Source organism: Allofrancisella inopinata (assembly GCF_012222965.1).
In the GTDB taxonomy this organism is placed as follows: domain Bacteria; phylum Pseudomonadota; class Gammaproteobacteria; order Francisellales; family Francisellaceae; genus Francisella; species Francisella inopinata.
Map to the genome: position 1 here is coordinate 654179 of NZ_CP038241.1, position 26674 is coordinate 680852.

The window sequence follows — 26674 nt, forward strand, 5'->3', positions numbered from 1 at the left end:
AGATAGAAGAGGTTTTTTTATAGATGATAACTAATAATTTAGTACCTACCGTTATAGAAAAAAGTGCCGGTGGTGAGCGTGCTTTTGATATTTATTCAAGACTTTTAAAAGAGCGAATAGTTTTTTTAAATGGTGAAGTGAATGATCAATCAGCAAATCTTGTCATTGCCCAACTATTATTTTTAGAGTCAGAGGATCCGGACAAAGATATTTATTTTTATATCAACTCTCCTGGTGGAATGGTAACAGCTGGTATGGGTGTGTATGATACAATGCAATTTATAAAGCCAGACGTTAATACTATTTGTATAGGACTTGCTGCTAGTATGGGGTCTCTTTTATTAGCAGGTGGAGCAAAGGGCAAAAGATATAGTTTGCCTAGTTCACAAATAATGATTCACCAACCATTGGGTGGTTTTAGAGGACAAGCATCTGATATAGAGATTCATGCTAAAAATATTCTACGGATTAAAGAAAGGTTAAATGATATCTTGGCTTACCACACAGGTCAAGATCTTGAAACTATAGTAAAAGATACAGATAGAGATAAATTCATGATGGCAGAAGAAGCAAAAGAATATGGTTTAATAGATAATGTTATTCAGTCACGTGAAGCAATGAAAAAAGTAAATAATTAAAGGAATCTAATTAATAAAGATGTCTAAAATCCTATATTGTTCTTTCTGCGGGAAGTCACAGCAAGAAGTAAAAAATATTATAGCTGGTAGAGAAGGTAACATTTGTAATGAGTGTATTGATAAATGTGTAATTAAAATTCATGGTGGCAATAAGATATTAGATGCTGAAGGCATAAGTTTTGAAAAATTACCTAAACCACTAGAAATTAAAAAATATTTGGATGATTATATCATTGGTCAAGATAATGCTAAAAAAGTTTTATCTGTAGCTGTGTATAATCATTATAAAAGAATTACCTCTAAAATACTAAATGAAGACGATACTGAGCTTAAAAAAAGTAATGTTCTTTTAATAGGGCCAACTGGTTCTGGTAAAACATTATTTGCGCAAACTTTAGCTAAATTACTTAACGTTCCATTTGCTATTGCAGATGCAACAACTCTTACAGAGGCAGGTTATGTGGGTGATGATGTTGAAAATATAATTGTTAGATTATTGCAGAACGCTGAGTTTGATGTGGCTAAAGCACAAAAAGGTATTATCTACATAGATGAAATTGACAAGATTGCGCGTAAATCAGAAAGTGCATCTATAACCAGAGATGTATCAGGAGAAGGTGTACAACAAGCATTACTTAAACTTATAGAGGGTACAGTAGCTTCAGTACCACCTAAAGGAGGTAGAAAGCATCCTAATCAAGAGATGATAGAAGTTGACACCACTAATATTTTGTTTATTTGTGGAGGAGCTTTTGCTGGTATTGAAAAAACTGTTAAACATAGAATGGATAAGGTAAGTATAGGGTTTAATGCGGATATAGTTGAGCAAAAAAACAGTCTTGACATAGAAAAACTAATGCAAAAAGTAGAAAGTGAAGATTTAACTAAATTTGGTTTGATTCCAGAACTTATTGGGCGTTTACCTATTGTTACCGTGCTAAATGAGCTAAAAGAAGAGGACTTAGTAAGGATTCTTAAAGAGCCAAAAAATGCTTTGATAAAACAATATATTAAATTATTTAAATTCGATGGTATAGAGGTTGAATTTACAGACCAGGCTCTTATTGAGATAGCTAAAAAAGCTATAGTTAAAAAAACTGGTGCTAGAGGTCTAAGAACTATTCTTGAAGGAGTCTTGCTTGAGTTAATGTTTTATATTCCGTCAACCCAAGATATAAATAAAATTATAATAGATGATAAAAACATCTTGGGCCAAGAAGAACCTAATTTAGTCACGAAAAAACAAGAATATAAAAAGTTAAAAGATATAATTTAATTTACAGGGGTTATATAAACTTATGTCAGAAATTTTAAGCGTTGTTCCTGTTATTCCACTACGAGATGTGGTTATTTATCCTGGTATGACGATCCCTTTGAATGTAGGGCGTACAAAATCTATAAACGCAGTAAAAGAAGCATCCAACAATTATAATAATTCCATATTGTTGGCTACTCAGAAAAATGGCTCTAGTTCAGGTGATGTTGCTGAAAATATTTATGATATAGCTACTTTAGCAAAAATTATACAGATAATGAAGCTTCCGGATGGAAGTTTAAAGATTATAGTCGAAGGAGTAGCTAAAACACTAGTAGATAAATATGTAGATGAAAAGGATTGCATTTATGCTCATATAGAAGATACTTCAAAGCCTATTCAAACACAAGATTCTACTCAGTTAAATAAAGAGTTAAAAGCTATAATTTTATCTATATCAGAGTCACTGAAAGAGTTTGTTGAATATAGCGGCACTATTACTAAAGAAGCATTGTCTACTTTAATAAATACTCAGCATCCGGAGAAATTTGTATATGAAATAGCAGCTATTCTTAATTCTAGTATTGCTAAAAAACAAAAAATTTTAGAAGTAGAGGATTTAAAGGCTAAAGCATTAATTCTGCTTACGTGCTTAGAAGAAGAGCTTGAAATACTTGAGTTAGAAGCAAAAATTAAAGATAGGGTAAAAGCTCAAGTTGATAAAAATCAAAGAGAGTATTATTTAAACGAACAAGTAAAAGCTATTTACAAAGAGTTAGGTGAGGCTGATGAAGAATCTGAAACTTCGGCTCTTAAGAAGAAAATAGAATCTGCAAAGATGTCTAAAGAGGCGAAAGAAAAGTGTTTAAAAGAGCTCAAAAAGCTAAAATCTATGCCACCGTCATCTTCGGAATCTGCCGTATCTAGAAACTATATTGAGACTATACTTTCTTTGCCATGGGGTAAGCGTACTAAAGTTAAAAAAGATATTAATTTAGCGGAAAAGGTTTTAGAAAAAGACCATTATGGCATCAAAAAAGTTAAGGAGCGTATATTAGAGCATTTAGCTGTCCAGATTAAGAGGGATTCTAATACTAAAGCTCCTATTTTATGTTTAGTGGGGCCTCCAGGTGTAGGTAAGACTTCTATAGGTCAATCTATAGCCAGAGCAACAGGTAGAGAATATGTACGTATGGCATTAGGTGGAGTCCGAGATGAATCAGAAATAAGAGGTCATCGTCGTACTTATATAGGATCTATGCCAGGACAAATAATCCAAAAGATAATTAAAGCAAAAACTGAAAACCCATTATTTTTATTAGATGAAATAGATAAAATTTCGTCTGATTTTAGAGGTGATCCGTCTGCAGCGCTGCTTGAAGTTCTTGATCCTGAACAAAATAATACTTTCAATGATCATTATTTAGAAATAGATTATGATTTGTCAAAAGTTATGTTTGTAGCAACAGCTAATTCTTTAGATATTGATCCAGCTTTGCGTGATAGATTAGAGATTATTAATTTGGCCGGTTATACTGAGATAGAAAAGCAGGCTATCGCTAAGCAATATTTAATACCGAAAGCTTTGAAAAATAATGGCTTAAGCAGTAAAGAATTAACTTTCACACCAACGGCAATTCTCGATATTATTAGATATTATACCAGAGAGGCCGGAGTTAGAAACTTACAACAAAAAATTAATAGTGTTTGTCGTAAAGTAGTTAAAAATACACTTAAAAATCCAGAAATTACTAAAGCTTCGATTACTCAAAAAAATTTACAAGAGTGCTTGGGGGTTTATCAGTACGATTATGGTGTTAAAAGTTTAAAATCTAAAGTTGGGCAAGTTACAGGTTTGGCTTGGACATCTGTTGGTGGTGAACTTTTAACTATAGAAGCTTTGGCTATGCCTGGTAAAGGAAAAGTTAAATATACAGGTAGCTTAGGTGATGTGATGAAAGAGTCTATTGATGCGGCATTTAGTGTTGTTCGTTCTATGTCAAAAGACTATAAGCTTGAGGATGATTTTTATGAGAAAAAGGATATTCATATCCATGTCCCAGAGGGGGCTACTCCAAAAGATGGTCCAAGTGCGGGTATTGCTATGACTACAGCTTTAGTTTCTGTATACACAAATAAGCCAGTTCGTAATGATATTGCAATGACTGGTGAGATAACTTTAAGGGGAGATGTTTTAGCTATAGGCGGCTTAAAAGAGAAACTTTTAGCTGCATTAAGAGGTGGAATTAAGGAAGTTTTAATCCCAAAACAAAATGTTAAAAATCTAGCTGAAATTGATAAAGAAATAACAGAAAAACTAAAAATAACCCCTGTTAACAACATAAAAGAGGTTTTGTTAAGAGTTTTTTAGTATTTTGGTATTGAAAAGGTGTTTTTTTAGTGTTATAACCTTAATTGACAGTATGTCATTACAAACATAAGGAGTCTTAAAAATGAATAAAGGTGAATTAGTAAGTGCTATCGCAAAAGAAGCAGATGTTACTAAAGAAGTTGCTAGTAAAACTTTAGATGCTACAATCGCAGCAGTAACTAAAGCTTTAAAAGCAGGTGATAGTGTAACTTTAGTTGGTTTTGGTACTTTTCAAGTTAAAGAAAGAAGTCCAAGAGAAGGTAGAAACCCTAAAACAGGTGAAACTATCAAAATTGCTGCCTCAAAAGTTCCTAGCTTTAAAGCTGGTAAAGGTCTTAAAGACGCAGTTAAATAATAAAAAATCAAACTTTATTAGCGATTTTTTATATAAGCATGCTTAACAGTATGCTTTTTTATCTATAATGGAACTGTTGAAAACTAAAATTATACAACACTAATTGTGTTAAAAATATTCTCAAAATGCTCATTTACTACATGTAAACTGCGCTTTTTCAAATATTTTTGCCTTATTATTATTTGCCTAATTTCAGCTTTCAATAGTCCCATAAGATGATATATAGTCAACCCTTTATAATCCTGTTATAATAACTATAATTAAAAACATTAATCTAAAGTTCGTTATATAGCTAACGTTACTAAAAAGTAGTCCCAATTGGATTAGCTATATTTAGATTACTAAGTTTAAGAACTTTTATTAAATAAGGTTGGAAAAATGTTACAGTCTTTTAATGATAGGCTAAAAGGCCCATTTACTTGGATAATTATTATCTCAATAAGTTTTATTTTTGTAATAACTGGTATGAGTTTCTTTTTTACAAATGTAGGAGCTAGTAGATCATATGTTGCAAAAGTTGGAGATAATGAAATTAGCACAAGACAGTTTGAACAATATGCACAAAGTGCTAAAACAAGAATTCAAAAGCAACAATTGCTTGACCAGCTGGTTAGCCAGTATTTGGTTTTAGCTGATTCTCAGCAGCATAACATTCAGGTTTCAAAACTAATGTTGCAAGCAACTATATTTAATAATCCTATGTTTTTTGAAAAGGGTAAATTTTCTAATGATAAGTTAAAGCAGTTAGCTAATTACTTGGGCGGTTTAGGCAAGCTAGAGCAGATACTTTCACAAAACATCAAGGCTAGTATTATTCCTCAAACTATCATGGATACATCCTTCACCACTGAGTATGAGTTAAAATCTTTATCTAATGTTTACTCAGTTAATAAAACAATTGAGTATACAAAAATTTCTCCACAAGCTTTAAAAGCTCAGGTTAAACCAAATACTCAAGTATTAAATGCTTATTATGAAATTCATAAAAATGAATATATAAATCCAGCAAAAATTAATATTAGCTACCTTGTTATTACAAAGGGTAATTTTAAGTCTAAAGCTAATATTAGTGACTCGCAAATAAAAGAGTATTACGAGAATAATAAAGATCTATTTGAAAAATTTGATGATAATACAAAAGCTAGTATTAAAAAGATTATTCAAAATAGAGAAGCTTTACAACAATATAATTCTTTTATTCAAGATGTTGATGGTATTAAATTCGATGAACTTGAGAAAAAAATAGGTAAGCCAAAAATTGCAAACATTATAGATAATAATGATACTGATATAGAAGGTATTAAGAATAGTTCATTTTTTGTCAATGTAGAGAAGTATGCAAGTATTCCATTATCAGAAGACAAGACCTTAATTTACAAAGTAAATAAACAACAAAAATCAACATTACAGCCATTTGATAAGGTTAAAGATAAGGTTACCCAAGCTTATATTTTAGAAAAATCACAAATTCTAGCTTTAGAGAAAGCAGATAAGCTATTATCTGATTTGAATAAACAACAAAAAGTACAGCAAAGTTTTGAAAAAGCTGTAGTTTCTAGTGAGTCTAAAGACCTTTCAAAAGATTTTAGTGATTTTGTATTATTAAATAGTAATACCGATTACCATGAATATGAAGCTTTAGATGGAAGTATCTACGTTTATAAGGTGATAAAAGTCCAACCAGAAAACTCTAAAAAAGCTACTATTCCCAATAAGGTTGAAGCAAGTTACAAGCAAGAAGCGCTTAATTTTTACCTGCAAAGAATTAAAGAAGATATTCCAGTAAAAATAAATTATAAAAATATCTAAATGAATAAGTTGGTTTATGGTATAGCTGGTCCTACAGCTTCAGGTAAGACTGCTCTTTCAATATCTATTGCTAAGCAGATTAATGCTGAGATTATTAGTGTTGATTCATCTTTAGTTTATAAACAGATGGACATAGGCACAGCTAAGCCAACCAAACAAGAGCAAGATGGTATAAAGCATCATTTAATTGATATCATAGAGCCCACTGAAAACTTTTCGGTAGCAGATTTTATTTCTAGTGTTAATAATCTCAAAAAAGAAATACACTCTAGAGGAAAGCAAGTTTTATTAGTTGGCGGCACAATGCTTTACTTTAAAGGTTTAATAGAAGGGTTATCAAATTTACCTGAAAGCCAACCGGAAATAAGATCTATTTTAGAATTAGAGAAAAAAGAGAAAGGTTTGGAGTACCTTTACCAACAGCTTTATAAGATGGATCCAGATGCAGCCCAAAAGCTTAATGCAAATGATCAACAGCGAATATTTAGGGCTTTAGAAGTTATTATGATAAGTGGTGAAAAATATTCACAACTTGTTAAAACATCTAAAGTAGGTCAGTTAGATGAAGAAATTAGATTGTGTGCTATAGTTCCCAAAGACAGAGCTAGTTTGCATAGAAATATTGAGTTAAGGTTTAAACAGATGTTAGAAGATGGCTTTCTAGATGAAGTCAAAAATCTTAGAAAAAATCCAAATTTAACTAAAGATACTACAGCTATAAGAAGCGTTGGGTATCGTCAAGCATGGGAATATTTAGATGGTGATATAGATTATGACAAGTTTGTTGAAAAAGGTATTGTAGCAACAAGACAACTAGCAAAACGTCAACTTACTTGGATACGAAATTGGCAGGGGGATATTAAGCTTATAGCAATGGAAGATATAAATAAAGAATCTAAAGTTTTAAAGTTTTTTGGCTTGGATTAAATGGGTTTAGTATAATGGGGCTGTTGCAAACTAAAATTATATGTTTCTAACTGTGTTAAAAATATTCTCAAAGTGCTCATTTACTACATGTAAACTGCGCTTTTTCGAATATTTTTGCCTTGTTACCACCCATCTAATTCCAGCTTGCAACAGCCCCATAATAGCTGATAAAAGTGATGTGATGGATTGACACCCTTGAGAAAGCTTATTAAATATTTCACAAATAAAATTTGCTGATAAATATAAATGTTGTTAAAATGTGTAGCTAAGTTTAATTGTTAAACTTGATAAAATAATAATTATAATTAAATAACTAAAAGGAAGTGAAACAATGTCAAGAATATCCTCTTTACAAGACCCATTTTTAAATGCGTTGAGAAAAGAAAAAATCAGTGTATCTGTATACTTAGTCAATGGAATTAAACTTCAGGGGCAAATCGAAGCTTTTGATCAGTTTTGTATAGTACTTAGAAATACAGTAAATCAAATGGTTTATAAGCATGCTATTTCAACAATAGTACCAGCTAAAAGTGTAAGAATGGTTTATAGTTCATTTAATCCATATCATCAAAATTCTAATGATGATCAAGATGAAAATGTAGATGATATTCATACTGATGAACTTGAAGTTCAAGAAAGTAACGAACATATTGAACAATAATACTTTTTTCTTTTTCTTTAATAATTCCATTGTGAGGTATATTATTTAATGGAATTTTTCCAATCTTACGAAGCAGGCAGTAAATGTTTGCTTGTAAATATAAATTTTAAATATCACCGCGAATTAAATGCTGATCCGGTTGAGCTAGAAGGTTTAGTGTTGGCAGCAGATAAAATTGTCTTAGAAAGTTTAGATTTTAACCACCCTGAACCTGATATCAAGTATTTTTGTGGTATGGGTAAAATGGAAATGATAAAAAATAAGCGTGATGAAATAAAAGCTGATCTAGTCGTTTTTAATCATCCATTAAGCCCATCTCAAGAGCGGAATATAGAAAAATATCTTGAATGTAAGATAATGGATAGAACACGTCTTATATTAGAGATATTCTCCTTACGTGCCAAAACCCATGAGGGTAAGTTACAAGTTGAGTTAGCTCAGTTAAATTATCAATCAACTAGACTAGTTAAAGGTTGGACTCACTTAGAAAGACAAAAAGGTGGTATTGGTGTGCGAGGTGGACCAGGTGAAACTCAGCTTGAGATAGATAGACGTTTGATTAGGCAAAGAATTAAGCAGATAACTCAAAAGTTAGAAAGAGTAAAACACCATAGAGATTTAAGCAGGGCTTCTCGGCGTAAAAATAACATTCCAACGCTTTCTTTTGTCGGCTATACAAATGCTGGTAAATCAACATTATTTAATAAAATCACAAATGCTCAGGTTCTAGCAAAAGATCAATTATTTGCAACTTTAGATCCGACTTTACGTAAAGTAATTGTGCCTAAGTTAGGTGAAGTAATTTTCTCAGATACGGTAGGATTTATCAAAAACTTACCTCATGATTTGGTGGAAGCTTTTCATGCAACCTTAGAAGAGGCTATAGAGTCAGATTTATTGATTCATGTTATAGACTACGCTGATGAAGATTATAAAAGTTATATAGAGCAGGTAAACAAAGTATTAAATGAAATTGGTATAGGTGATAAAGAGAGAATTTGTGTCTATAATAAGATAGACAAGCTTGAAAATATAAAACCTAGTTTTGTAGCACTCGATAACTCAGAGGATAGTATCGTGGCTAGAGTTTATCTTTCAGCAGTAACAGGTGAAGGATTAGAGGAGTTTTATACGGCTTTAGCAACTTTTTTTAATAAGTCATGGTTTAAAGGAACCTTAGAGTTACCACCAAAACATTCCAAGATTAGATCTATGATGTATGATCTTGGTGTTATAGAAAAAGAACAAATATCTGAAGATGGTAATTATTTACTAGATATAAATATAGCGCAATCTGATTTTGAACGCTTCAATAGAGAGTTTGAGTTAGACCTTCAGCAGTTTTTAATATAAGGTTTCATAGTATAGGAATATAAAATGATTAAAAAAATAAAGCAAAGATGGTTTTGGAGTAAAAATTCAGAACAGGGACCACCAGACTTAGAAGAGATGATTAAAAGATTCTTCTCCAAGAAGAAAAAGAATAATGGTGATGACAACGAGAGTATTTACTCAAAGAATGCTAATAAAAATCAGAAGTTTCAAACGCCTCCAATAGGTAAAATAGTAGCTATAGTAATAGGTTTGCTTATAGCTGTTTGGGCTAGTTTTGGTTTTTATGTTGTGCAACCAGCTGAACAGGCTGCGGTACTTAGGTTGGGGAAGTTTTCTAAAATAGTTGAGTCAGGATTGCATTGGTATCCTATAGGTATAGATAAAGTTTATAAAGAAAATGTTCAAGAGCTAAAAACCATGTCACTACAAAGAGATATGTTAACTTCTGAAGAGAATATCGTACATATTTCTTTTACAGTACAATATCGTATTTCAAATTTAGAGGATTACTTATTTGCTAATACTGATCCGTCGCAACTTTTGCAGCAGTCATTAGAGAGTGCCGTTAGGCAAGTAGTAGGCCAAAGTAACTTATCGGATATTTTAACAACAAAAAGAGCCGCTATAGCGATCCGCGTTAAAGATGAAATGGAAGCTTTATTGAGGCAATATAAATCTGGTATATATGTAAGTGATGTAATTATGCAGCCAGCACAAGCACCAGATGCTGTAAAAGAGGCTTTTGATGATGTGATAAAAGCTAGAGAAGATCAAGCTAGGTTACAAAATGAGGCTGAATCTTATGCAAATAGAATTATACCAGTAGCAGAAGGTAAAGCTCAAAGGATTGTAGATCAGGCAAATGCTTACAAGCAACAAGTTGTATTAGAAGCACAAGGAGAGGTGGCTCAGTTTGAGCAGTTATTGCCAATATATAAAACTAATCCTGATATTGTAACTAATCAAATGTACTTTGATACAATTTCAAACGTGTTGCAAAATAATAAGATTTTCCTAATAGATGGAGATGGTGCTAAAAATATCTTTTATGGTTTAGATCAAGCTCAAAAAAATATACTAGCATCTTCAAATGCACAAGGGAGTAATTAAAACATGAAAAATTTATCAAAAATACTCTTAGTACTTGTGGTAGTTGGCTTATTCTTAATTTTAAGTAGTAAGTTTATAGTAAAACAAGGTACAGAATCTGTACTTTTAAGATTAGGTGAGCTTGTTAAAAAAGATGATAAAGTAATAGAGTATAAACCAGGAATCCATATCAAAATACCATTTTTAGATACAGTTAAAAACTATGATATGAGAAATAGGGTCTTAACAACAGATTCATCACGTGTGGTTACCAAAGAGAAAAAAGATGTATTAATAAATGCTTACGTGGTTTGGAGAATAAATGATATTTCTAGATTCTTTACTAGTACAAGTGGGCAGGTTTTTAGAGCAGAAACTTTATTAAAACAGTTCTTAGAATCATCATTAAGAGCAGAAGTTGGTAAGAATGATATCCAAAGCTTAGTAAATAATGATCGTGATAAGTTGATGATAGCTTTAACAAAAGATGTTGCTGTCCAAGCTAAAGAAATTGGAATCTCTATTGTTGATGTAAGAGTAAACCAAATTGATTTGCCAGAAACCATAACAGAGTCAATATATCAGCGTATGAAATCGTCCAGACATAAAGATGCTTCTCGTATAAGAGCAGAAGGTGAAAGAGCAGCTGAAAAAACTAAAGCATCGGCAGACGCTACAGTAACTGTAACTATGGCTGAAGCAGAAAAGCAATCTAAAATTATAAGAGCCGAAGCAGATGCAAAAGCGGCTAAGATATTTGCAGATGCTTATTCTAGCTCAATACCATTGTATGAGTTTTTAAAGAGTATGAACTCGTATAAAGAAAGTTTTAGTGGTAAGAATGAAGTAGTATTTATGCTTAAACCAGATAGCAAATTTTTTCAAGGTTTTAAATTAAAACCAGATAGTAAACTTGCCGAAGATATGAAAAAGGCTAAATAGTAGGAGTCATTAAAAAATGAGTTTAGTAAAAATACTATTTGTATGTAAAGGCAATATTTGTAGATCACCAACTGCTCATGGGATATTTAGAGATATTGTTAAGCAAAATGGTTTACATGAAACTATTTTAATTTCTTCTGCTGGTACTTGCTCACGTAAATGGGGTCATGAAGGAGACTATGCTGATATCAGGTCAGTAGAAATGGCAAGAAAATACGATTGTGATTTATCAGATTTAATTTCAGAGCAGTTAGAAGAGTTTCATTTTGCTGATTATGATTATGTATTAGTTATGGATCAAGAAAATATTGATACAATAAAACAGATGTTTCCTAGTGTTGATTTTTCAAAAGTTTCTAAAATTTTAGATTATGCACCCACAATCTCTTTAACAGATGTACCTGATCCATATTATGAAAATAATTTTGAAAAAGTTTTTCTAATGTTAGACACAGCCTGCCATGAATTTTTTGAAAAAATAAAAAAAGAGCATAATTTATGAATTATCATCATGCAAAATATATAATGGGTGCTGCCAAGGTTACTCAGCTTCCAGAAGATACTGGGATTGAAGTTGCTTTTGCAGGTCGTTCTAATGCTGGCAAATCAAGCGCTTTAAATACTTTGACAGAGCAGAAAGGTTTAGCAAGAGTAAGTAAAACACCAGGTAGAACCCAACTTATAAATTTATTTGATTTGGGTAATAATAAACGTTTAGTAGACTTACCTGGATACGGCTATGCTAAAGTATCTGAGTCTATAAAGAAAGTATGGCAAAGAGAGATGGAGCACTATTTAACCTCACGTCAATGTTTGAATGGGGTAGTCCTTTTAGTAGATTCTCGTCATGAGTTAAAAGAGTTTGATTGCTTAATGATAGAGTTGGCAATTTCATGTGATTTAAATTTACATATTCTGCTTACTAAAGTTGATAAACTCAATAATAAGCAAAAAGCAGAAGCTAGTAGAATGCTTGAAAGTTTCCTCAAAAACTTTAAATCAACGGAAAAAGTTTCTTATCAGCTATTTTCTTCTTTAAGTAAATTAGGCCTTGATAAATTTAAACAAAAGTTAGATTCTTGGTATGTGTAATACCAATTCCAACACAATTAGTGTTGTATAATTTTAGTTTTCAACAGTTCCCTAATTTAATCCTTTGATATTTGCCAAAAGCCACTGCTATTGCCTGCACATCAAAAACTTAAATTAGTCATAAACTCCTTTGGGATAAATGCAACAATTTATGTTGGAATTGGTATAATATTATAAATCTTTTGGTTTTACAAAAGCTAATAGGTAAAATAAAGGCGCATTTATAATAGCAATTATATATTTGATTAAAAGAGTTGAGGCTACTACTTCTAAAGCATATTGCATAGGAATAATACCAGCTAATGCAAAACCATAGGTAATTAGAATGGTATCAATAATTTGTGAGATTAAAGTAGAACCTGTATTTCTAAACCAAAGCCATTTCAAATCGTTACTATAGCTTTTAAGTTTGGCGTATATTAAAACATCAAAAAGCTGTGAAATTAGATATACCAAATTACCTATTATAACAGCCTTAAGAGCACCACCGCTTAGAGAGAAAAAAATATCAAGAGCATCACTGGAGCTTTGATAAAACTCATCATTGCTAACTGTTTGGTAAAATGTTGAGACAAGCATCAGCAGAATAAAGGAGATTCCAAAGAAAATAGATACTAATACAACTTTGCGTGCCTCATTTCTTCCATATTTTTCATTTAGCAGATCATTAGCCACAAAAATACCACCAAACATTACATTACCCAAAGTCGCTATAACGTGTAATCCAAATATATCGTATTGGACTCCTTTATTTACTTGGATATTAGCAGCTATAAGACTAATGATTATAAAGATAGTAACTCCTTTTTTTCCAAATAACCTGAAAGCTAAAAAAAGGACAAAAAAATCAATAAAAGTATAAAATATAAGTAATTCAAAATTAGTCATGTTAACCCTTAGTTTTGATAACCCTGGATGATTGCGAACAGGGGCATAAAATTTGTTATAATATAGCAAACTAAACTTATAAAGGCAATTTTAGAGGGTGAAATTATGAGATTTGCACATGTTATGATAAGAGTTAAAGATTTAGATAAATCGATAAATTTTTATACTAATATACTAGCCATGCAAGTTATTAAAAAAACTGACAATCCAGATTATAAATATACTTTAGCATTTTTAGGTTATGGAGATATTAATGATCATACAGTTCTGGAATTAACATATAACTGGGGTGAACATGAATATGATCATGGCAATGCTTTTGGACATTTATGTATGGAGGTAGATGATGTTTATAAGGCTTGTCAAGATGTTATATCTAAAGGAGGTATTGTCACGCGTCAAGCAGGTCCTGTAAAAGGAGGTACATCGATTATAGCATTTATTAAAGATCCTGACGGATATCAGATAGAGTTGATAGAGAAAAAAGAGAGATAAAATCCATATATGAACGTTTTAGTGTTAAGAGGCTATTATAGTAAAGGTGATAGTGTTGAGAATTTTGAAATAAATGGTTTAAAAGTTAAAGTTACAACAGTGGCGTTAGGGAGACCTATATTTGTCAGACGAAAACTTAAGAAAATAATCAAGAAATACCAAGTAAATGCTCAGAATTATGATCTTATTTATGCAATCTCAATGTCAGCTGGAATTTCTTCATTATTAGATAAGACACTATATGACAGATTACATTTAGTTACACCTTTTTTTATTAATTACAAAACTATGTTTATTTTAAAGAAAGTTAAGATTAGGAAATTTTTAGGAGCATATTTGCTGCTACTATTAAATGGTAGCCTAGGTAAACTTGACAAGGCAATAAGGATAACTCTTGCAGAGAATGATGAGATAGTAGATAACAAGTTTTTTGAAAATGCTTTTAATAAACCTAACATTATAAAAGAATTAGGACATACCTTAAGTAATGAGGTTATCAATGAGATTATAAAAAAAGATATTGAAACTATATACCCAGAACTTACTTTACCTACTACTGGTCACGCTTCATGATATATCTATTAAGATAATTGGGTATTAGTCTCTTGAGATATTAGAGTGATGAATAATCCAATATATTAATAACCCCCAAACTCCAGATATCAAGCCAACCAAAATCCATATATTTTTAGGTAGCAATATTGTTGTAAGCCTTTTATCTAGGACTTTAGGTATATCTTTTGCTATAGCCAAGCCACAAAAAATATGTATAAGTATGGAGAAAACTGTAATTATAGGTAGGGAGTTATTTATTAGGGTTATAGAAATAGTATTGATATCCATATTAGGTTCCTAAAATACGATTTTTGCATGCTCTTTAGAACTGTAGGTATTATTATAGTGCTCTTGTATAATTTCAACTACTTCTTCAGCACTATCAACTAAGGTTAATAATCCAACTTCTTGTTCTGTTATTACTCCTTTATTCACCATAGTGGTTTTAACCCAGTCTAAAAGCCCACTCCAAAATTCTTTACCAACTAATATAATTGGCATATAGGCTTTTTTCTTAGTTTGTACTAGTGTTGTTGTATCAAATAATTCATCTAATGTCCCAAATCCGCCTGGCATAACAATATATGCCATTGAGTGTTTAATAAACATTGCCTTACGGGTGAAAAAGTATCTATAAAATAAAGATATATCTTGATGACTATTTGGAACTTGCTCGAAGGGTAAGGTTATATTTAACCCTATACTAGAAGAACACCCTTGTTGGGCTCCTCTATTACTAGCTTCCATTATTCCTGAACCTCCTCCAGTAATAATGGAAAATCCACTATCAGAAAGTACTTTAGCTAGCTTCTCAGCTTGAATATAATGGTAGTCATCTTCTTTTAACCTAGCTGATCCAAATATACTTATAGCAGGAGTAATATTATCTAAGCGTTCATAACCTTCAACAAGCTCAGAAGTTATTTTCATTATATTCCAACTTGCTTTAGCACGATCAAAACTTACTTCTCCATGAGCGTTAGCTATAATTTTTTTACCTTTACATTTCATATGTTTATTGCCTATACTGAAATTAATCTAGTGTTTTAATGTCTGATTATTTATAATTATAACTCATTAGTTTAAGGTATTCATACTATATGTCTTGTTAAGTATGTCTATTAAGTTTTAGTTAAAATCCACAAAGGAGAATGTAAACATGGGTTTTTTAAAGGGTAAAAAAATATTAATTACTGGGCTTTTAAGCAATAAATCAATTGCCTATGGTATTGCAAAAGCTATGCATAGAGAGGGTGCGGAACTTGCATTTACATACGTAGGGCAATTTAAAGATAGAGTGGAAAAATTATGTACAGAGTTTAATCCTGCAGCAGTCTTGCCTTGTGATGTAACCTCGGATGAAGAAATCAAAAATTTATTTGTAGACCTGAATAAAGTATGGGACGGCCTTGATGGTATCATTCACTCTATTGCATTTGCTCCTCGTGATCAGTTAGAAGGTAACTTTATTGATTGTGTTACGCGTGAAGGTTTTGCTATTGCTCATGATATTAGTGCATATTCTTTTGCTGCTTTAGCTAAAGAAGGCCGTCAGATGATGAAAGGTAGAAAAGCTTCTTTAGTTGCACTTACTTATATTGGTGCTGAAAAAGCTATGCCAAGCTATAATACTATGGGTGTTGCTAAAGCATCTTTAGAAGCTACTGTTAGATATACAGCATTAGCTCTAGGTGAAGATGGTATAAATGTAAATGCTGTTTCAGCTGGCCCAATTAAGACTTTAGCAGCTTCTGGTATTAGTAACTTTAAGAAAATGCTAGATTATAATGCTACAGTATCTCCACTTAAGAAAAATGTTGATGTTATGGAAGTTGGTAATACAGTTGCTTTCTTATGCTCAGATATGGCTTCTGGTATCACTGGAGAGGTTATACACGTAGATGCTGGTTACCACTGTGTAAGTATGGGTAATGTTCTTTAAGCTTTCTACCTGCTAATTTTTGATTTAAAACTAGAAGTAATACCCATTTAGAGTAGTTATTTCAAACCTAATTTCACTAAATCATGCATATTTACTACTCCTAATATATTTTTATCGTTATCAATCACAGCAAGATTTGTTATTGCAAATTCTTCCATTTTTTCCAATGCTGTGACGGCCATATCATCTTTTAGAATGGTTTTTGGATTTTTACTCATAACTTGGTTGATAGAAACTTGGGAGTCAAAACTTTCTGTTTCAAATATTCTTCTTAAATCACCATCAGTAAAAATACCTAAAAGTTTATTATTTTCGGCAATTAACGTATTACCTATACCTTTATCACTAATTTCTAAAATCGCTTTACGAATAGTATCTGTAGATTTAACCTTTGGAATCTCATCACCTTTACGCATAATATTCTCTACTTTTAATGTTAATTTTTTACCAAGCGAACCACTAGGATGAGAAAAAGCAAAATCCCTAGCGGAGAAGTTCTTTGCCTTTAGTAAAGCTATGGCTAAAGCGTCACCTAATACTAAAGTTGCAGTAGTGCTTGATGTTGGAGCTAAGTTTAGCGGGCAAGCTTCTTTATCAACGTGTAAATTAAGTATTACATCACTACTTTTAGCCATCATAGAATCTTCATTACTAGTAATAGTTATTATAGGAATATCTAAGTGCTTTAACATAGGCATTAATCCCATTATTTCAGTTGAGTTGCCAGAGTTTGATATGGCTATTAAGATATCATTAGATGTTATCATTCCAAAGTCTCCATGACCTGCTTCACCAGGGTGAACAAAAAATGCAGGAGTACCAGTACTAGCTAAAGTCGCAGCTATTTTTTTTCCAATATGACCTGATTTACCCATCCCTGTTATAATGACACGACCGTGCTTATTAGCTAAAATAATTTTACATGCGCGCTCGAATTCACTATTAATGGCATTTTTTAGTTTTTCTAGAGCTTTAATTTCAAGTTCAAAGGTTTTTTTTGCATTTTCAATATAATTTCTACTCATATCTCATAGTCTCTTAGAATAAAATAATTAACTAGCTTCTGTATTATAGTTTTAGAAACCCAATAGCTCAAATATTTTATATGATTATGTTAGAATTGAATTTTATTTTGTTACATATGAGAAATTAGGTATGCAGGATTTTCAGATTAACCCATCTATTTTGTCTGCTGATTTAGCTAGATTAGGAGATGATGTTAAAAGTGTTTTGCTGGCTGGTGCTAATAATATTCATTTTGATGTGATGGATAACCATTATGTGCCAAATCTTACTTTTGGCCCAATGGTTCTAAAAGCTCTTAGAGATTATGGTATAACTGCAGGAATCGATGTGCATCTGATGGTTAAGCCAGTTGATAGTTTGATTGAAAGCTTTGCTAAAGCTGGGGCTAGTAGTATAGTTTTTCATCCGGAAGCTAGTGAGCATGTTGATAGAAGTTTACAGTTGATTAAATCTTTTGGGATACAAGCAGGTCTTGCTTTGAACCCCGCAACAAGTTTGGAATGTTTAAAATATGTTCAGACACACATTGATAGAGTATTGTTAATGTCAGTAAACCCTGGGTTTGGTGGACAGAAATTTATTCCAGCTACATTGAAAAAAGCAAAAGAAGTTTCCCAGTGGATAAACACTACTGGTAAAGACATCCTTTTAGAAATTGATGGCGGTGTGAATATTGATAATATTGCTGAAATAGCTAGTTGTGGGGTCAATGCGTTTGTAGCAGGTTCTGCTATTTTTAATTCTGGTAGTTATGAAATAACAATAGCTAATATGAAACATGAGCTTGAGAAAGTTAATAATGGGAGCGTTGCAAACTAAAATTATATGTTTCTAACTGTGTTAAAAACATTCTCAAAATGCTCATTTACTACATGTAAACTGCGCTTTTTCGAATATTTTTGCCTTGTTACTACCCATCTAATTCCAGCTTGCAACAGTCCCATAATTTATAAGTTAATATAAATATCTTTATTGGAAACCTAAAAAATAATGAAAACATATATATTTGATTTAGACAACACCCTTTATTCTTATAAAAATGGTCTATTTGATAGCCAACTTGAAAGAATGCGTGAGTATATAAAAATTAAGTTGAAAATTTCAGATGACGAAAAAGCTGATGCTATTAGAGATGAATTATATTATGAATGTGGCTCAACCATGCTGGGGCTTATGAGATACCATAATATTGATTATAAAGAATATCTAAATTTTATCGATGATATTGATATTGGCCATTTTCAACCTAATCTAAAGCTTAATAGTCATCTAAGGACTCTCAAAAATACTAGTAACGTTTATGTTTTTACTAATGCTTCTAATTTTCATGCAGATAGGGTTATGAAGCAGTTTGGGCTAGATAACCTGTTTCATGGAGTATTGACATTGGAAGATACAGAATTAGTTGCTAAACCTAAAGAAAAATATTTTGAAGTTGGTAAAAATAAGTTTGGCATTGACTTTAGTAAAGCTATCTTTTTTGAAGATTCATCTCATAATCTAGTAACAGCTAAATATTTAGGTATGGAAACGGTTCTTATACATGCAGATGACAAAAAATCTGCTGTTAATTTTTATGAAAGTCAAGAAATTGATTATTATGTCAAAGACGTAGAATCTTTCTTAGAGGGTGACTACATTGCTACCAGGAATTAATAGAGATTTTAGAGTCTAACTCAGTATCAATCTTTGATTTCATTTTATCCAGGTCTGCTATATGTTGTAATCCAGATTTAGCATCGGGATGTTGAATTACCTGGCAAGCATTTATTAAAGCATATTTTATAGCTTCTTCTATAGCTAAGCCTTTGTATATATTAGCACAAAAAGTTGAGCTAAAAGCGTCACCAGCTCCTAGGGTATTAACTACGTTACTGACATTAAGAGACTGACTGTGGTAAAATTTATCTTTAGTAGCTGCATAAACACCATTAGCTCCATCAGTAACAACAATTATTTTAGGGCCAAGATCTAGACAGATCTTAAAAAAATCTTTTAACCTAAATGTGGCATTTAGGAAATCGCTATTTTCTTCATCCAGATTAGGCTGCTCTAGTCTATCTGTAGACTTGGTAATGCCTTGATCATCAATAGATAATAAAGAAAGCATCAGCTTTTGAGCTTCTTGGTAGTTTAGTACTAGTATATCTATTCCAAACATAGAGTCCTTAATAAAACTCTCTCCGATACTGAGTTGGCTTGATCCTGGATTGATAGCTACTTTAGTATTATTTTGTGAAGCTAATTTTACTATTTCTGGGAGCCTAGCAGCAGAAGATTTACTTAAAGAGGTTATGTATATAAAGTCACTTTGAATTATTGCTTGAGTAGGTAAATCATCTTTTAATATATCTTTATTAGCTCCTCTATAGGCAAATATTGTCCGATCACCACTTAAAGTTGGTATTACGTAAGACGTTGCAGTCCCATACTTGTTGGAGTAACGAATATTTGAGATATCTATATCAAAATCTTTTAGTTCTTGAATGATTTTCTCACCAGCAATATCTTTACCAATTTTTCCAAAGAAACTAACATCAAGGTTTTGTTTTTTGAAAGAAACAGCAGCGTTTGTAGCACCACCTCCTGTAAAAGAATTATGCTCTTTAACTTCAATTTTAGCACCTTCTTCTAACAGCATGAAAGATTGAGTATTATCTTTTTTTTGCATGTTCATGGTAAACATTTCCTCGTACTGTATTATAGTATCTAGGGTTGCTCCACCTATGGTTAAAACTTTTATAGTTTTGCTCATTTTTAAATTTAAAAATCATTTTTTAGTACTTTAGGAATAGCATATCATCAAATTTTGATAGCGTAAATGACCTTGGTGGTTATAAAAGTAAAACTCTTTACGAGAAACAGATCATTTTTTATAGAAAAGTCTGTAATTACTTAGTATTATTTTATAAAAATGTATTATTTCTAACAAAAGTTAAAATAAATAGGAGAATATTTAGATGCCTTCTAAGTCGGTTGCAAAAGATCAACGTGGATTTATTATGCCAATAGGGGGAGGAGAAGATAAGTTTGCATGCCCTACAGTTTTAGAAAAATTCGTAGATTTATCTGGAGGTAAAGATGCTAAAATCGCTGTAATACCTACAGCGTCTAAACTTCCCGATACGGGAGATATTTATGTTGATATTTTTACTAAAATGGGAGTAAAAGAAATTCATAACCTAAAGATAGAAACCCGCTTAGAAGCTACTAATAAAGAACATCAAGATAAATTGTCTGAATGTACTGGTATATTTATGACAGGTGGGAATCAATTACTATTGTCAACTACTTTAGGAGGCACTCCAATAGCCCAACTTATTCGAAAATTAAACGCAGAAGGCGTTAATGTAGCTGGCACTTCAGCTGGAGCTGCTTTTATCTCTGGATTTATGATAGCAGGAGGTCAAGCTGGTCTTATGCCTAGGTGTAATATGGTAAATTTAGCACCAGGTTTAGGTCTAACAAATAAACTTTTAGTAGATCAGCACTTTTCTCAAAGAGATAGGTTAGGTAGGTTATTAGCAGCGCTTTCTTATAATCCATATATGGTCGGTGTGGGTATTGACGAAGATACAGCAGCACTTTTAAATTCTTATAATGTGATAGAAGTTATAGGTTCTGGTATGGTGACAATTATAGATTTTTCACATCTTAAGCATTCATCGTTACATAACGCTCGCAATAATGCGCCTATAAGTTTAGTTGATATTCGTATGCATATGTTATTAGAAGGTCAAAAGTTCGATTTAAATACTTCTCTAGTGGATTTTTAATTTAAGATTCTTTTTATTGTAAGCTGGGAGTAGTTTATTATGCAAAAAATTATTATTCATGGTGGCTGTGGAGCAAGAGAGGATAAAAATACTTCTTTTATTGAATACCATAATCATCTGTTACCTATAGTTGAAAAATCTTATGAATATTTAAAGCAAACTGATGACGCTAATAAAGCGGCAATATTTGCGGCTAAGCTTTTAGAGGATGATGAAATCTTTAATGCAGGAACTGGCTCAAGGGTCCAGCAGGATGGTCAAATTAGAATGTCCGCTTCGATAATGGATAGTAAGCAACAAAAATTTGCTGGGGTCATTAATATCCAAAATATTAAGAACCCTATAGAAGTTGCAAATAGACTGATGCAGCAGCACCACAGCATTTTAGCAGCAGAGCAAGCTACTGATTTTGCTCATAATATCATGAAATTACCTAAATATGAGCCTATGACACCTAAAAGATATAAAGAATATCTAGAGTCAATAAAAGGATATACTGGTACTATAGGTGTAGTAGCTTTAGATTCTACAGGAAAAATCTGTGCCATAACATCTACAGGTGGAGCAGGGTTTGAGTATCCAGGGCGTGTAGGAGATAGTCCAACAGTTGCTGGTAATTTTGCCACAAAAGAAATGGGTATTTCTTGTACAGGTATAGGTGAGCATATTGTTAATCAAGCTGTAGCAGCTAAAGTATGTACTCGTGTAAAAGATGGCATGAGCTTAAAAGAAGCTGTGGATAGATCCATTGCTGAAAGCAATAGTCTAGGTGATTATGTGGGATTAATAGCTACTGATAAAAAAGGCAATATCTATTCAGGATCTACTGATATAGCTCAAACATTGTACGCATATGCTGAAGAAGGACAATTTAAAACATTTTATCAGTAAAATATTATAAAAACATATTGACTTAAAAGCATTTGTATAGTTATAATATACGTCATTGGCCAGATAGCTCAGTCGGTAGAGCAGAGGACTGAAAATCCTCGTGTCGGCAGTTCGATTCTGCCTCTGGCCACCATTATTAAGTTATTGTCGGAGCATAGCGCAGTTTGGTAGCGCATCTGGTTTGGGACCAGAGGGTCGGGGGTTCAAATCCCTCTGCTCCGACCATTGTTTGATGCGTCCGTAGCTCATCTGGATAGAGCATCGGCCTTCTAAGCCGAGGGTAGCAGGTTCAAATCCTGCCGGACGTGCCATTACGAATATTGCAATTTGTAATGGTGGTTGTAGCTCAGTTGGTAGAGCCCCGGATTGTGATTCCGGTTGTCGTGGGTTCAAGTCCCATCAATCACCCCAGTTATTGCGGACGTGGCGAAATTGGTAGACGCACTGGATTTAGGTTCCAGCGGGTGACCGTGGGAGTTCGAGTCTCCCCGTCCGCACCATAAAGGTATTTCATAAAGTTTTATTTTGTATCATAAACCCACAAAATAAATAAACGTTTTGAAATGGTTTATTTAAACCTTTTAAGATGTTATCATGATTCTAGTTTTATTTTGTAATAGATTTATTTTGCTAGATTTTAAGTCTTTAAAATTATTTGGTATATTTGTGGGAGTCCTATCAGGTGTCCTGTGGGGCCTTAATGATGTATATATCAATATTTTTAGTATTAAAATAGAAATTCTATCAACAGGACTGTTAACTATAATTTTTTCTTTACTCTTAGCTGCTGTGCAAGATACTTCATCTTGTTTGGCTATATTTGGATACCATTATTTTAGTTCTCCAAAAACTTTTTTTACTAGAATTAGATCTTTAAAGAAAATCTTTTGGGTATTGTGTTTAGCGGCTATTTTTGCGGGCCCTTTAGGAATGGTTGCTGGTATAGTTGGTATATCATATGCTGGACCTATTTATGCTGGGGTTGTCACTTCATGTTATCCGATAGTGGCTCTTTTTTTAGCAATATGTTTTTTAAAAGAAAAACCAACAAATTTAAAAATACTTGGCATATTACTATCAGTTTTGGCCGTTATATTTATATCAATTGCTGGTGAGCGTCATGGAGGCAGTAAAACATTAATTGGCATTATGTTTGCTCTTTGTGCAATGCTTGGGTGGGGGCTAGAATCAATTTTATTTTCATTGGCCTTAAAAAAGGCTACTGAAAATCATAGTTCATTTTTATTAGCTACAAGGCAGTTTTGTTCAGCAATATCTTATTTAGTTTGCTTAACTTTTATTTGTATATTTTTTCCTTTAGAATTTTTAAAAGTGGTGGAAAACTTTTTCATGATAAAAATGCTTATCATATGTGTGATGTCTGCTATGGCATCATATATCGCTTACTATTATGCTATAAAGCGTATAGGAGCAAGTCTAGGAACTACTTTTAATGCTACATTTATTTTTTGGGCGGGTGTTTTTAGTATAATTTTTCACCTTGAGAAAGTAACTGCGAACTTTATTATTTGGGGTATTGTGCTTATCATAGGTATTTATTTTGCTACTAAAGGGACTATCAAAAATTTTAAATTAGCTCATTAGCTTTTGATAAGCTAGCTTTTATGATATATTAGGAAAAGAAGTTTTAAAGGGATAAAAGGGGTTTATTTTGGACTTTTGGCTGATTATAGGAGTTTTTCTTGTTCTAAGTATTTATCTAATAGTAGAAAATATTATCCATAATATAAGTATTAGGAGTATCCCGATACGTATTCATGTAAATGGTACTAGAGGTAAGTCAAGTGTTGCTAGATTAATAGCAGCTGGTGTGCGTGCTGGAGGCCATAGGACTGTTGCAAAAACTACAGGAACTTTAGCTAGGTACATAGATGTTGATGGTTCAGAAACTCCAGTTTTTAGAATAGGTTTTAGTAATATAGCTGAGCAAGTAAAAATAATGTTTAAAGCAAAAAGAGCTAAAGCTGATGCTATAGTTATAGAATGTATGGCACTCCAACCATTATTACAATCTTTATGCGAGCTAAAATTAGTTAAAGCTACACATGGCGTACTTACTAATGCTAGACCTGATCATTTAGATGTGATGGGTCCAACAGAAAGAGATGTTGCAAAAGCTTTAGCTGGGGCAGTTCCTGTAAAAGCAAAATACTTTACAGCTGAAGATGTGCATGTTGATTTTTTCAAATATGCATGTAAAGATAGGGGAAGTGAACTTATAGTTGCTACTGCTACTGATGCTGAGAAAATAACAGATGAAGAAATTAATAAATTTGTATACTCTGAGTTTAAAATTAACGTAGCTTTGGCATTAAAAGTGACAGATGATTTGGGGATACCAAGAGAAGTGGCTTTAAAAGGTATGTGGGAAGCAACCCCTGATCCTGGAGCTATGACAGAGTATAATTTTGATATTAAAGGCTCTGAAATGAATTTTGCTAATGCTTTTGCTGCAAATGATCCAGTTTCAACTAAAATGCTTTGGGATAAGCTTTATAGTAAGTATGAGAGTTGTGATAAAAAAGTTTTAATTGTTAACTGCCGAGAAGATAGGGAAGATAGGTCTAAACAAATAGCAGAAGCTATACTTGATTGGCAAGTTCCGGATTTAGTTGTTCTTATTGGAACAGGTACAGAAGTTTTTACTTCTTTCTACAAAAAGTATGCAAAATCACTTAATAAAAAGAGGTCTCAAGTTATCATTTGTGAAGACATGCAACCTCTTGAAATCCTTGAAAAAGTATACGAAACTCAAAAAGCTAATTCATACATACTTGTTGGAGTTGGTAATATTAAAGATATCGGAATGAGTTTAGTAGATTTTTGTGATAAAAGTCATAAAGAGAAGCGTGGTTTATAAATACGGTTTGTTTTAAAAAATTGTACATTTAATAGGAGAAAATATGGATCCATTAACTCTCTCTATAGGGATAGGTTTGATTGTTGGGCTAGTCTTTGTGTCACTTTTAGGTTTATCTACAGGTGGTATGGTTGTGCCAGGTTATTTTGCTTTAGAAATGGGGGCACCAGATAGAGTCATATTAACTATAATTATTTCGATAGTAATTTTTGGAATAGTTAGATTGATGTCTAAATTTATGATTATTTATGGTAGAAGAAGAATTGCTATTACAGTACTTTTATCTTTTATATTAGGGACTATATGTAATAGTATATTATCTGAGCATATGACTTCTAGTTTTTATTTCGATAATATAAAAGTTATAGGTTATATTATACCTGGTCTTATTACTTTATCTATCGATAGACAAGGCCTCATTGAAACTATTGGTTCATTATTAATAGCGTCTGTTATTATTCGTTTGTTACTGATAGTATTGATTGGCCCTCAAATAGTAGGAATATAAATAATGAAAAATATGTATTGGCATCGTAAATATTTGTCGCGTTATATAATATTGTTTTTAAGTGCGTTCATGATAATTTCTTTATATATAGTAGAGAAAAACTTAGTTATCGAAACTAAAGGTTATACTCAAAAATTACAAGCAGCAGAGACCAGTAGTCAAGCTTTTAAACTTACACAAAACTTTTTTATATCTAAAGGTTACTTATGTAAAGATGTCGGTGATGTGACTTGTACTGGTTTGGTAGGTTTATCAATGACAGAAATTACTACTGATTCTGGAGATTTATATTCTAAAAGGTCTTCTGTTAATCCAAATATCGCGGCGATATTTGTTAGCTGGTTGAATGAGTTAGATCTTAAAAAAGGTGATCTTGTTGCTGTTCAAGAAACTGGATCATACCCTGCTTTAGATATTGCTATGTTATCAGCAATTAAAACTTTAGAGCTTAAACCTTTAGTTATATTTTCAGCTGGTTCTTCCCAATATGGGGCTAATAGGCCTAATTTTACATGGTTAGATATCTATCATAATTTGGTAGAAAAGGGTATGTTTGATTATTCAATTTTAGGAGCAACATTAGGGGGCTCTAGAGATAATGGTTATGGTATGACTCCTTCAGCGATTTTAAAATTAAATGACGCAATCAAGAGAAATGGTTATGAAACTATCAATATCCCATATAAAGATGCCACGAATACTTCTGTAGAAACGCGTTTGAAAATGTATAAAGAAGCTGCTGGTGATGAAAAAATCAAAGCATATATAAATGTTGGCGGTAATATGGCGTCTATAGGACTTAAGCAAATTAAGCCGGAATCAGAAAAAGAAGATAAAGGTAATAAAGAAAAATTTGCAAACACTAAATCTAATGAACAAGAAGATACGTTTGTTAAGTTACCTAGCTTTCCTTCTGGTGTAGTGAAAGATTTGCCTCCTGAATATAAAAATATTAATTCTGTTGCAGTAAATTTCTTAAAAGAAGGGATTCCAGTAGTTAACATTAGAGATATAAACTCATCTATTATTAAAAAGTATGGATTAGCATATAACCCAACAGGAGTTATTCCTCCAGGGCAAGGGGCAGCTTTTTCACAAAAAAATTATAACTCGACTCTAGCAATTATTTTATTGATAATAGACATAAGTTTAGTTGTTGGGATGGCTATAATTTCAAGAAAATATCTAATTTCTTATAAAACAAAGTAGAGTTGTAATTGCTTTGATTATCAAATCGA

Annotated in this window: 28 protein-coding genes and 5 tRNA genes; 28 read left to right on the forward strand and 5 right to left on the reverse strand. The window is 32.1% G+C overall.

The genetic code is table 11. The features are described 5' to 3' along the window. Positions 1-23: 23 nt before the first annotated feature. The 12 genes from clpP to yihA all read left to right on the forward strand — a co-directional run bounded on the left by clpP (position 24) and on the right by yihA (position 12474). A complete protein-coding gene (clpP, locus tag E4K63_RS03000) occupies positions 24-638 on the forward strand; it encodes an ATP-dependent Clp endopeptidase proteolytic subunit ClpP (protein ID WP_035719486.1) in 615 nt (204 codons plus the stop codon). A 19-nt stretch (positions 639-657) separates the two neighbouring features. Continuing rightward, positions 658-1914 carry an ATP-dependent Clp protease ATP-binding subunit ClpX gene (gene clpX, locus E4K63_RS03005; RefSeq protein ID WP_133941203.1) on the forward strand — a complete coding sequence of 419 codons (1257 nt, stop codon included), beginning with the start codon at positions 658-660 and terminating at the stop codon, positions 1912-1914. Positions 1915-1936: 22 nt separating this feature from the next. Then, complete coding sequence (lon, locus tag E4K63_RS03010; protein WP_133941205.1) at positions 1937-4264, forward strand: endopeptidase La; 2328 nt, start codon at positions 1937-1939, stop codon at positions 4262-4264. Between the two features lie 82 nt (positions 4265-4346). Further along, on the forward strand, positions 4347-4619 hold the full coding sequence (locus tag E4K63_RS03015) for an HU family DNA-binding protein (RefSeq protein WP_035719481.1): 273 nt from the start codon (positions 4347-4349) through the stop codon (positions 4617-4619). Between the two features lie 378 nt (positions 4620-4997). After that, the gene (locus E4K63_RS03020) at positions 4998-6428 is read left to right on the forward strand and encodes a peptidylprolyl isomerase (RefSeq protein WP_133941207.1); all 1431 of its coding nucleotides are present in this window, start codon (positions 4998-5000) and stop codon (positions 6426-6428) included. Further along, positions 6429-7355: a tRNA (adenosine(37)-N6)-dimethylallyltransferase MiaA gene (gene miaA, locus E4K63_RS03025; RefSeq protein ID WP_133941209.1), complete on the forward strand. Its 927-nt coding sequence runs from the start codon at positions 6429-6431 to the stop codon at positions 7353-7355. It abuts the gene before it with no gap. 331 nt (positions 7356-7686) lie between these two features. Next, positions 7687-8016, forward strand: a complete 330-nt coding sequence (gene hfq, locus E4K63_RS03030; RefSeq protein WP_035719472.1) for an RNA chaperone Hfq — start codon at positions 7687-7689, stop codon at positions 8014-8016. A gap of 48 nt (positions 8017-8064) precedes the next feature. Next, positions 8065-9369 (forward strand): ribosome rescue GTPase HflX, encoded by a 1305-nt coding sequence (gene hflX, locus E4K63_RS03035; RefSeq protein WP_133941211.1) that lies wholly within the window; start codon positions 8065-8067, stop codon positions 9367-9369. A 24-nt stretch (positions 9370-9393) separates the two neighbouring features. Then, positions 9394-10461 carry an FtsH protease activity modulator HflK gene (gene hflK, locus E4K63_RS03040; RefSeq protein ID WP_133941213.1) on the forward strand — a complete coding sequence of 356 codons (1068 nt, stop codon included), beginning with the start codon at positions 9394-9396 and terminating at the stop codon, positions 10459-10461. Positions 10462-10464: 3 nt separating this feature from the next. Further along, positions 10465-11382 carry a protease modulator HflC gene (gene hflC / locus E4K63_RS03045; protein ID WP_133941215.1) on the forward strand — a complete coding sequence of 306 codons (918 nt, stop codon included), beginning with the start codon at positions 10465-10467 and terminating at the stop codon, positions 11380-11382. Between the two features lie 16 nt (positions 11383-11398). Next, a complete protein-coding gene (locus E4K63_RS03050) occupies positions 11399-11884 on the forward strand; it encodes a low molecular weight protein-tyrosine-phosphatase (protein ID WP_133941217.1) in 486 nt (161 codons plus the stop codon). Beyond that, on the forward strand, positions 11881-12474 hold the full coding sequence (gene yihA / locus E4K63_RS03055) for a ribosome biogenesis GTP-binding protein YihA/YsxC (protein ID WP_133941219.1): 594 nt from the start codon (positions 11881-11883) through the stop codon (positions 12472-12474). Before E4K63_RS03050 ends, yihA begins: the two co-directional genes overlap by 4 nt. A gap of 171 nt (positions 12475-12645) precedes the next feature. On the opposite strand, the gene E4K63_RS03060 is transcribed toward yihA, so the two are convergent. Then, positions 12646-13362: a queuosine precursor transporter gene (locus E4K63_RS03060; RefSeq protein WP_133941221.1), complete on the reverse strand. Its 717-nt coding sequence runs from the start codon at positions 13360-13362 to the stop codon at positions 12646-12648. 105 nt (positions 13363-13467) lie between these two features. Here E4K63_RS03060 and gloA point away from each other — a divergent pair, with 105 nt between their 5' ends. Beyond that, the gene (gene gloA / locus E4K63_RS03065; RefSeq protein WP_133941223.1) at positions 13468-13857 is read left to right on the forward strand and encodes a lactoylglutathione lyase; all 390 of its coding nucleotides are present in this window, start codon (positions 13468-13470) and stop codon (positions 13855-13857) included. Positions 13858-13866: 9 nt separating this feature from the next. After that, the gene (locus E4K63_RS03070; RefSeq protein WP_133941225.1) at positions 13867-14430 is read left to right on the forward strand and encodes a hypothetical protein; all 564 of its coding nucleotides are present in this window, start codon (positions 13867-13869) and stop codon (positions 14428-14430) included. Between the two features lie 24 nt (positions 14431-14454). On the opposite strand, the gene E4K63_RS03075 is transcribed toward E4K63_RS03070, so the two are convergent. After that, positions 14455-14700 carry a hypothetical protein gene (locus E4K63_RS03075; protein ID WP_133941227.1) on the reverse strand — a complete coding sequence of 82 codons (246 nt, stop codon included), beginning with the start codon at positions 14698-14700 and terminating at the stop codon, positions 14455-14457. A 9-nt stretch (positions 14701-14709) separates the two neighbouring features. Continuing rightward, positions 14710-15423, reverse strand: a complete 714-nt coding sequence (locus E4K63_RS03080) for an LOG family protein (RefSeq protein ID WP_133941229.1) — start codon at positions 15421-15423, stop codon at positions 14710-14712. A gap of 148 nt (positions 15424-15571) precedes the next feature. Between E4K63_RS03080 and E4K63_RS03085 the strand changes: the two genes are divergently transcribed. Then, positions 15572-16354, forward strand: a complete 783-nt coding sequence (locus E4K63_RS03085) for an enoyl-ACP reductase FabI (RefSeq protein WP_133941231.1) — start codon at positions 15572-15574, stop codon at positions 16352-16354. Between the two features lie 56 nt (positions 16355-16410). Here E4K63_RS03085 and E4K63_RS03090 read toward each other — a convergent pair whose 3' ends face one another. Beyond that, positions 16411-17379, reverse strand: coding sequence for a KpsF/GutQ family sugar-phosphate isomerase (locus E4K63_RS03090; protein ID WP_133941233.1), 969 nt, complete (start codon positions 17377-17379; stop codon positions 16411-16413). 130 nt (positions 17380-17509) lie between these two features. On the opposite strand from E4K63_RS03090, the gene rpe reads away from it, so the two are divergent. Together rpe and E4K63_RS03100 are read left to right on the forward strand one after the other, a co-directional pair. Next, a complete protein-coding gene (gene rpe, locus E4K63_RS03095) occupies positions 17510-18199 on the forward strand; it encodes a ribulose-phosphate 3-epimerase (protein WP_133941235.1) in 690 nt (229 codons plus the stop codon). 171 nt (positions 18200-18370) lie between these two features. Next, positions 18371-19036 carry a pyrimidine 5'-nucleotidase gene (locus E4K63_RS03100; RefSeq protein WP_133941237.1) on the forward strand — a complete coding sequence of 222 codons (666 nt, stop codon included), beginning with the start codon at positions 18371-18373 and terminating at the stop codon, positions 19034-19036. Here the strand turns inward: E4K63_RS03100 and E4K63_RS03105 are convergent. Then, entirely contained in the window at positions 19023-20135 is a 1113-nt protein-coding gene (locus tag E4K63_RS03105; protein WP_133941239.1) for a carbohydrate kinase family protein, read from the reverse strand. The genes E4K63_RS03100 and E4K63_RS03105 overlap by 14 nt on opposite strands. Positions 20136-20340: 205 nt before the next feature. Here E4K63_RS03105 and E4K63_RS03110 point away from each other — a divergent pair, with 205 nt between their 5' ends. The 11 genes from E4K63_RS03110 to pgsW all read left to right on the forward strand — a co-directional run bounded on the left by E4K63_RS03110 (position 20341) and on the right by pgsW (position 26645). Continuing rightward, positions 20341-21156, forward strand: a complete 816-nt coding sequence (locus E4K63_RS03110) for a cyanophycinase (RefSeq protein WP_133941241.1) — start codon at positions 20341-20343, stop codon at positions 21154-21156. Between the two features lie 39 nt (positions 21157-21195). Continuing rightward, positions 21196-22047 (forward strand): isoaspartyl peptidase/L-asparaginase, encoded by an 852-nt coding sequence (locus E4K63_RS03115; protein WP_133941242.1) that lies wholly within the window; start codon positions 21196-21198, stop codon positions 22045-22047. 57 nt (positions 22048-22104) lie between these two features. Further along, positions 22105-22180: transfer RNA gene (locus tag E4K63_RS03120), tRNA-Phe, on the forward strand. 15 nt (positions 22181-22195) lie between these two features. Further along, positions 22196-22272, forward strand: a tRNA-Pro gene (locus E4K63_RS03125). A gap of 9 nt (positions 22273-22281) precedes the next feature. Beyond that, a tRNA-Arg gene (locus E4K63_RS03130) sits at positions 22282-22358 on the forward strand. A 24-nt stretch (positions 22359-22382) separates the two neighbouring features. Then, positions 22383-22458 (forward strand) — tRNA-His (locus tag E4K63_RS03135). A 6-nt stretch (positions 22459-22464) separates the two neighbouring features. Further along, positions 22465-22547, forward strand: a tRNA-Leu gene (locus E4K63_RS03140). A 94-nt stretch (positions 22548-22641) separates the two neighbouring features. Continuing rightward, on the forward strand, positions 22642-23652 hold the full coding sequence (locus E4K63_RS03145; protein ID WP_133941244.1) for a DMT family transporter: 1011 nt from the start codon (positions 22642-22644) through the stop codon (positions 23650-23652). A gap of 67 nt (positions 23653-23719) precedes the next feature. Next, positions 23720-24928: a poly-gamma-glutamate synthase PgsB gene (pgsB, locus tag E4K63_RS03150; protein WP_133941246.1), complete on the forward strand. Its 1209-nt coding sequence runs from the start codon at positions 23720-23722 to the stop codon at positions 24926-24928. Positions 24929-24971: 43 nt separating this feature from the next. Further along, positions 24972-25436: a poly-gamma-glutamate biosynthesis protein PgsC gene (pgsC, locus tag E4K63_RS03155; protein ID WP_133941248.1), complete on the forward strand. Its 465-nt coding sequence runs from the start codon at positions 24972-24974 to the stop codon at positions 25434-25436. A 3-nt stretch (positions 25437-25439) separates the two neighbouring features. Continuing rightward, entirely contained in the window at positions 25440-26645 is a 1206-nt protein-coding gene (gene pgsW, locus E4K63_RS03160; RefSeq protein ID WP_133941250.1) for a poly-gamma-glutamate system protein, read from the forward strand. Positions 26646-26674 lie beyond the last annotated feature (29 nt).

Excerpts from the sequence above, each read along its gene's own strand:
- clpP (WP_035719486.1), top strand. The coding sequence starts at position 24 with ATGATAACTAATAATTTAGTACCTACCGTTATAGAAAAAAGTGCCGGT.
- clpX (WP_133941203.1), top strand. The coding sequence starts at position 658 with ATGTCTAAAATCCTATATTGTTCTTTCTGCGGGAAGTCACAGCAAGAA.
- lon (WP_133941205.1), top strand. The coding sequence starts at position 1,937 with ATGTCAGAAATTTTAAGCGTTGTTCCTGTTATTCCACTACGAGATGTG.
- E4K63_RS03015 (WP_035719481.1), top strand. The coding sequence starts at position 4,347 with ATGAATAAAGGTGAATTAGTAAGTGCTATCGCAAAAGAAGCAGATGTT.
- E4K63_RS03020 (WP_133941207.1), top strand. The coding sequence starts at position 4,998 with ATGTTACAGTCTTTTAATGATAGGCTAAAAGGCCCATTTACTTGGATA.
- miaA (WP_133941209.1), top strand. The coding sequence starts at position 6,429 with ATGAATAAGTTGGTTTATGGTATAGCTGGTCCTACAGCTTCAGGTAAG.
- hfq (WP_035719472.1), top strand. The coding sequence starts at position 7,687 with ATGTCAAGAATATCCTCTTTACAAGACCCATTTTTAAATGCGTTGAGA.
- hflX (WP_133941211.1), top strand. The coding sequence starts at position 8,065 with ATGGAATTTTTCCAATCTTACGAAGCAGGCAGTAAATGTTTGCTTGTA.
- hflK (WP_133941213.1), top strand. The coding sequence starts at position 9,394 with ATGATTAAAAAAATAAAGCAAAGATGGTTTTGGAGTAAAAATTCAGAA.
- hflC (WP_133941215.1), top strand. The coding sequence starts at position 10,465 with ATGAAAAATTTATCAAAAATACTCTTAGTACTTGTGGTAGTTGGCTTA.
- E4K63_RS03050 (WP_133941217.1), top strand. The coding sequence starts at position 11,399 with ATGAGTTTAGTAAAAATACTATTTGTATGTAAAGGCAATATTTGTAGA.
- yihA (WP_133941219.1), top strand. The coding sequence starts at position 11,881 with ATGAATTATCATCATGCAAAATATATAATGGGTGCTGCCAAGGTTACT.
- E4K63_RS03060 (WP_133941221.1), bottom strand. The coding sequence starts at position 13,362 with ATGACTAATTTTGAATTACTTATATTTTATACTTTTATTGATTTTTTT.
- gloA (WP_133941223.1), top strand. The coding sequence starts at position 13,468 with ATGAGATTTGCACATGTTATGATAAGAGTTAAAGATTTAGATAAATCG.
- E4K63_RS03070 (WP_133941225.1), top strand. The coding sequence starts at position 13,867 with ATGAACGTTTTAGTGTTAAGAGGCTATTATAGTAAAGGTGATAGTGTT.
- E4K63_RS03075 (WP_133941227.1), bottom strand. The coding sequence starts at position 14,700 with ATGGATATCAATACTATTTCTATAACCCTAATAAATAACTCCCTACCT.
- E4K63_RS03080 (WP_133941229.1), bottom strand. The coding sequence starts at position 15,423 with ATGAAATGTAAAGGTAAAAAAATTATAGCTAACGCTCATGGAGAAGTA.
- E4K63_RS03085 (WP_133941231.1), top strand. The coding sequence starts at position 15,572 with ATGGGTTTTTTAAAGGGTAAAAAAATATTAATTACTGGGCTTTTAAGC.
- E4K63_RS03090 (WP_133941233.1), bottom strand. The coding sequence starts at position 17,379 with ATGAGTAGAAATTATATTGAAAATGCAAAAAAAACCTTTGAACTTGAA.
- rpe (WP_133941235.1), top strand. The coding sequence starts at position 17,510 with ATGCAGGATTTTCAGATTAACCCATCTATTTTGTCTGCTGATTTAGCT.
- E4K63_RS03100 (WP_133941237.1), top strand. The coding sequence starts at position 18,371 with ATGAAAACATATATATTTGATTTAGACAACACCCTTTATTCTTATAAA.
- E4K63_RS03105 (WP_133941239.1), bottom strand. The coding sequence starts at position 20,135 with ATGAGCAAAACTATAAAAGTTTTAACCATAGGTGGAGCAACCCTAGAT.
- E4K63_RS03110 (WP_133941241.1), top strand. The coding sequence starts at position 20,341 with ATGCCTTCTAAGTCGGTTGCAAAAGATCAACGTGGATTTATTATGCCA.
- E4K63_RS03115 (WP_133941242.1), top strand. The coding sequence starts at position 21,196 with ATGCAAAAAATTATTATTCATGGTGGCTGTGGAGCAAGAGAGGATAAA.
- E4K63_RS03145 (WP_133941244.1), top strand. The coding sequence starts at position 22,642 with ATGATTCTAGTTTTATTTTGTAATAGATTTATTTTGCTAGATTTTAAG.
- pgsC (WP_133941248.1), top strand. The coding sequence starts at position 24,972 with ATGGATCCATTAACTCTCTCTATAGGGATAGGTTTGATTGTTGGGCTA.
- pgsW (WP_133941250.1), top strand. The coding sequence starts at position 25,440 with ATGAAAAATATGTATTGGCATCGTAAATATTTGTCGCGTTATATAATA.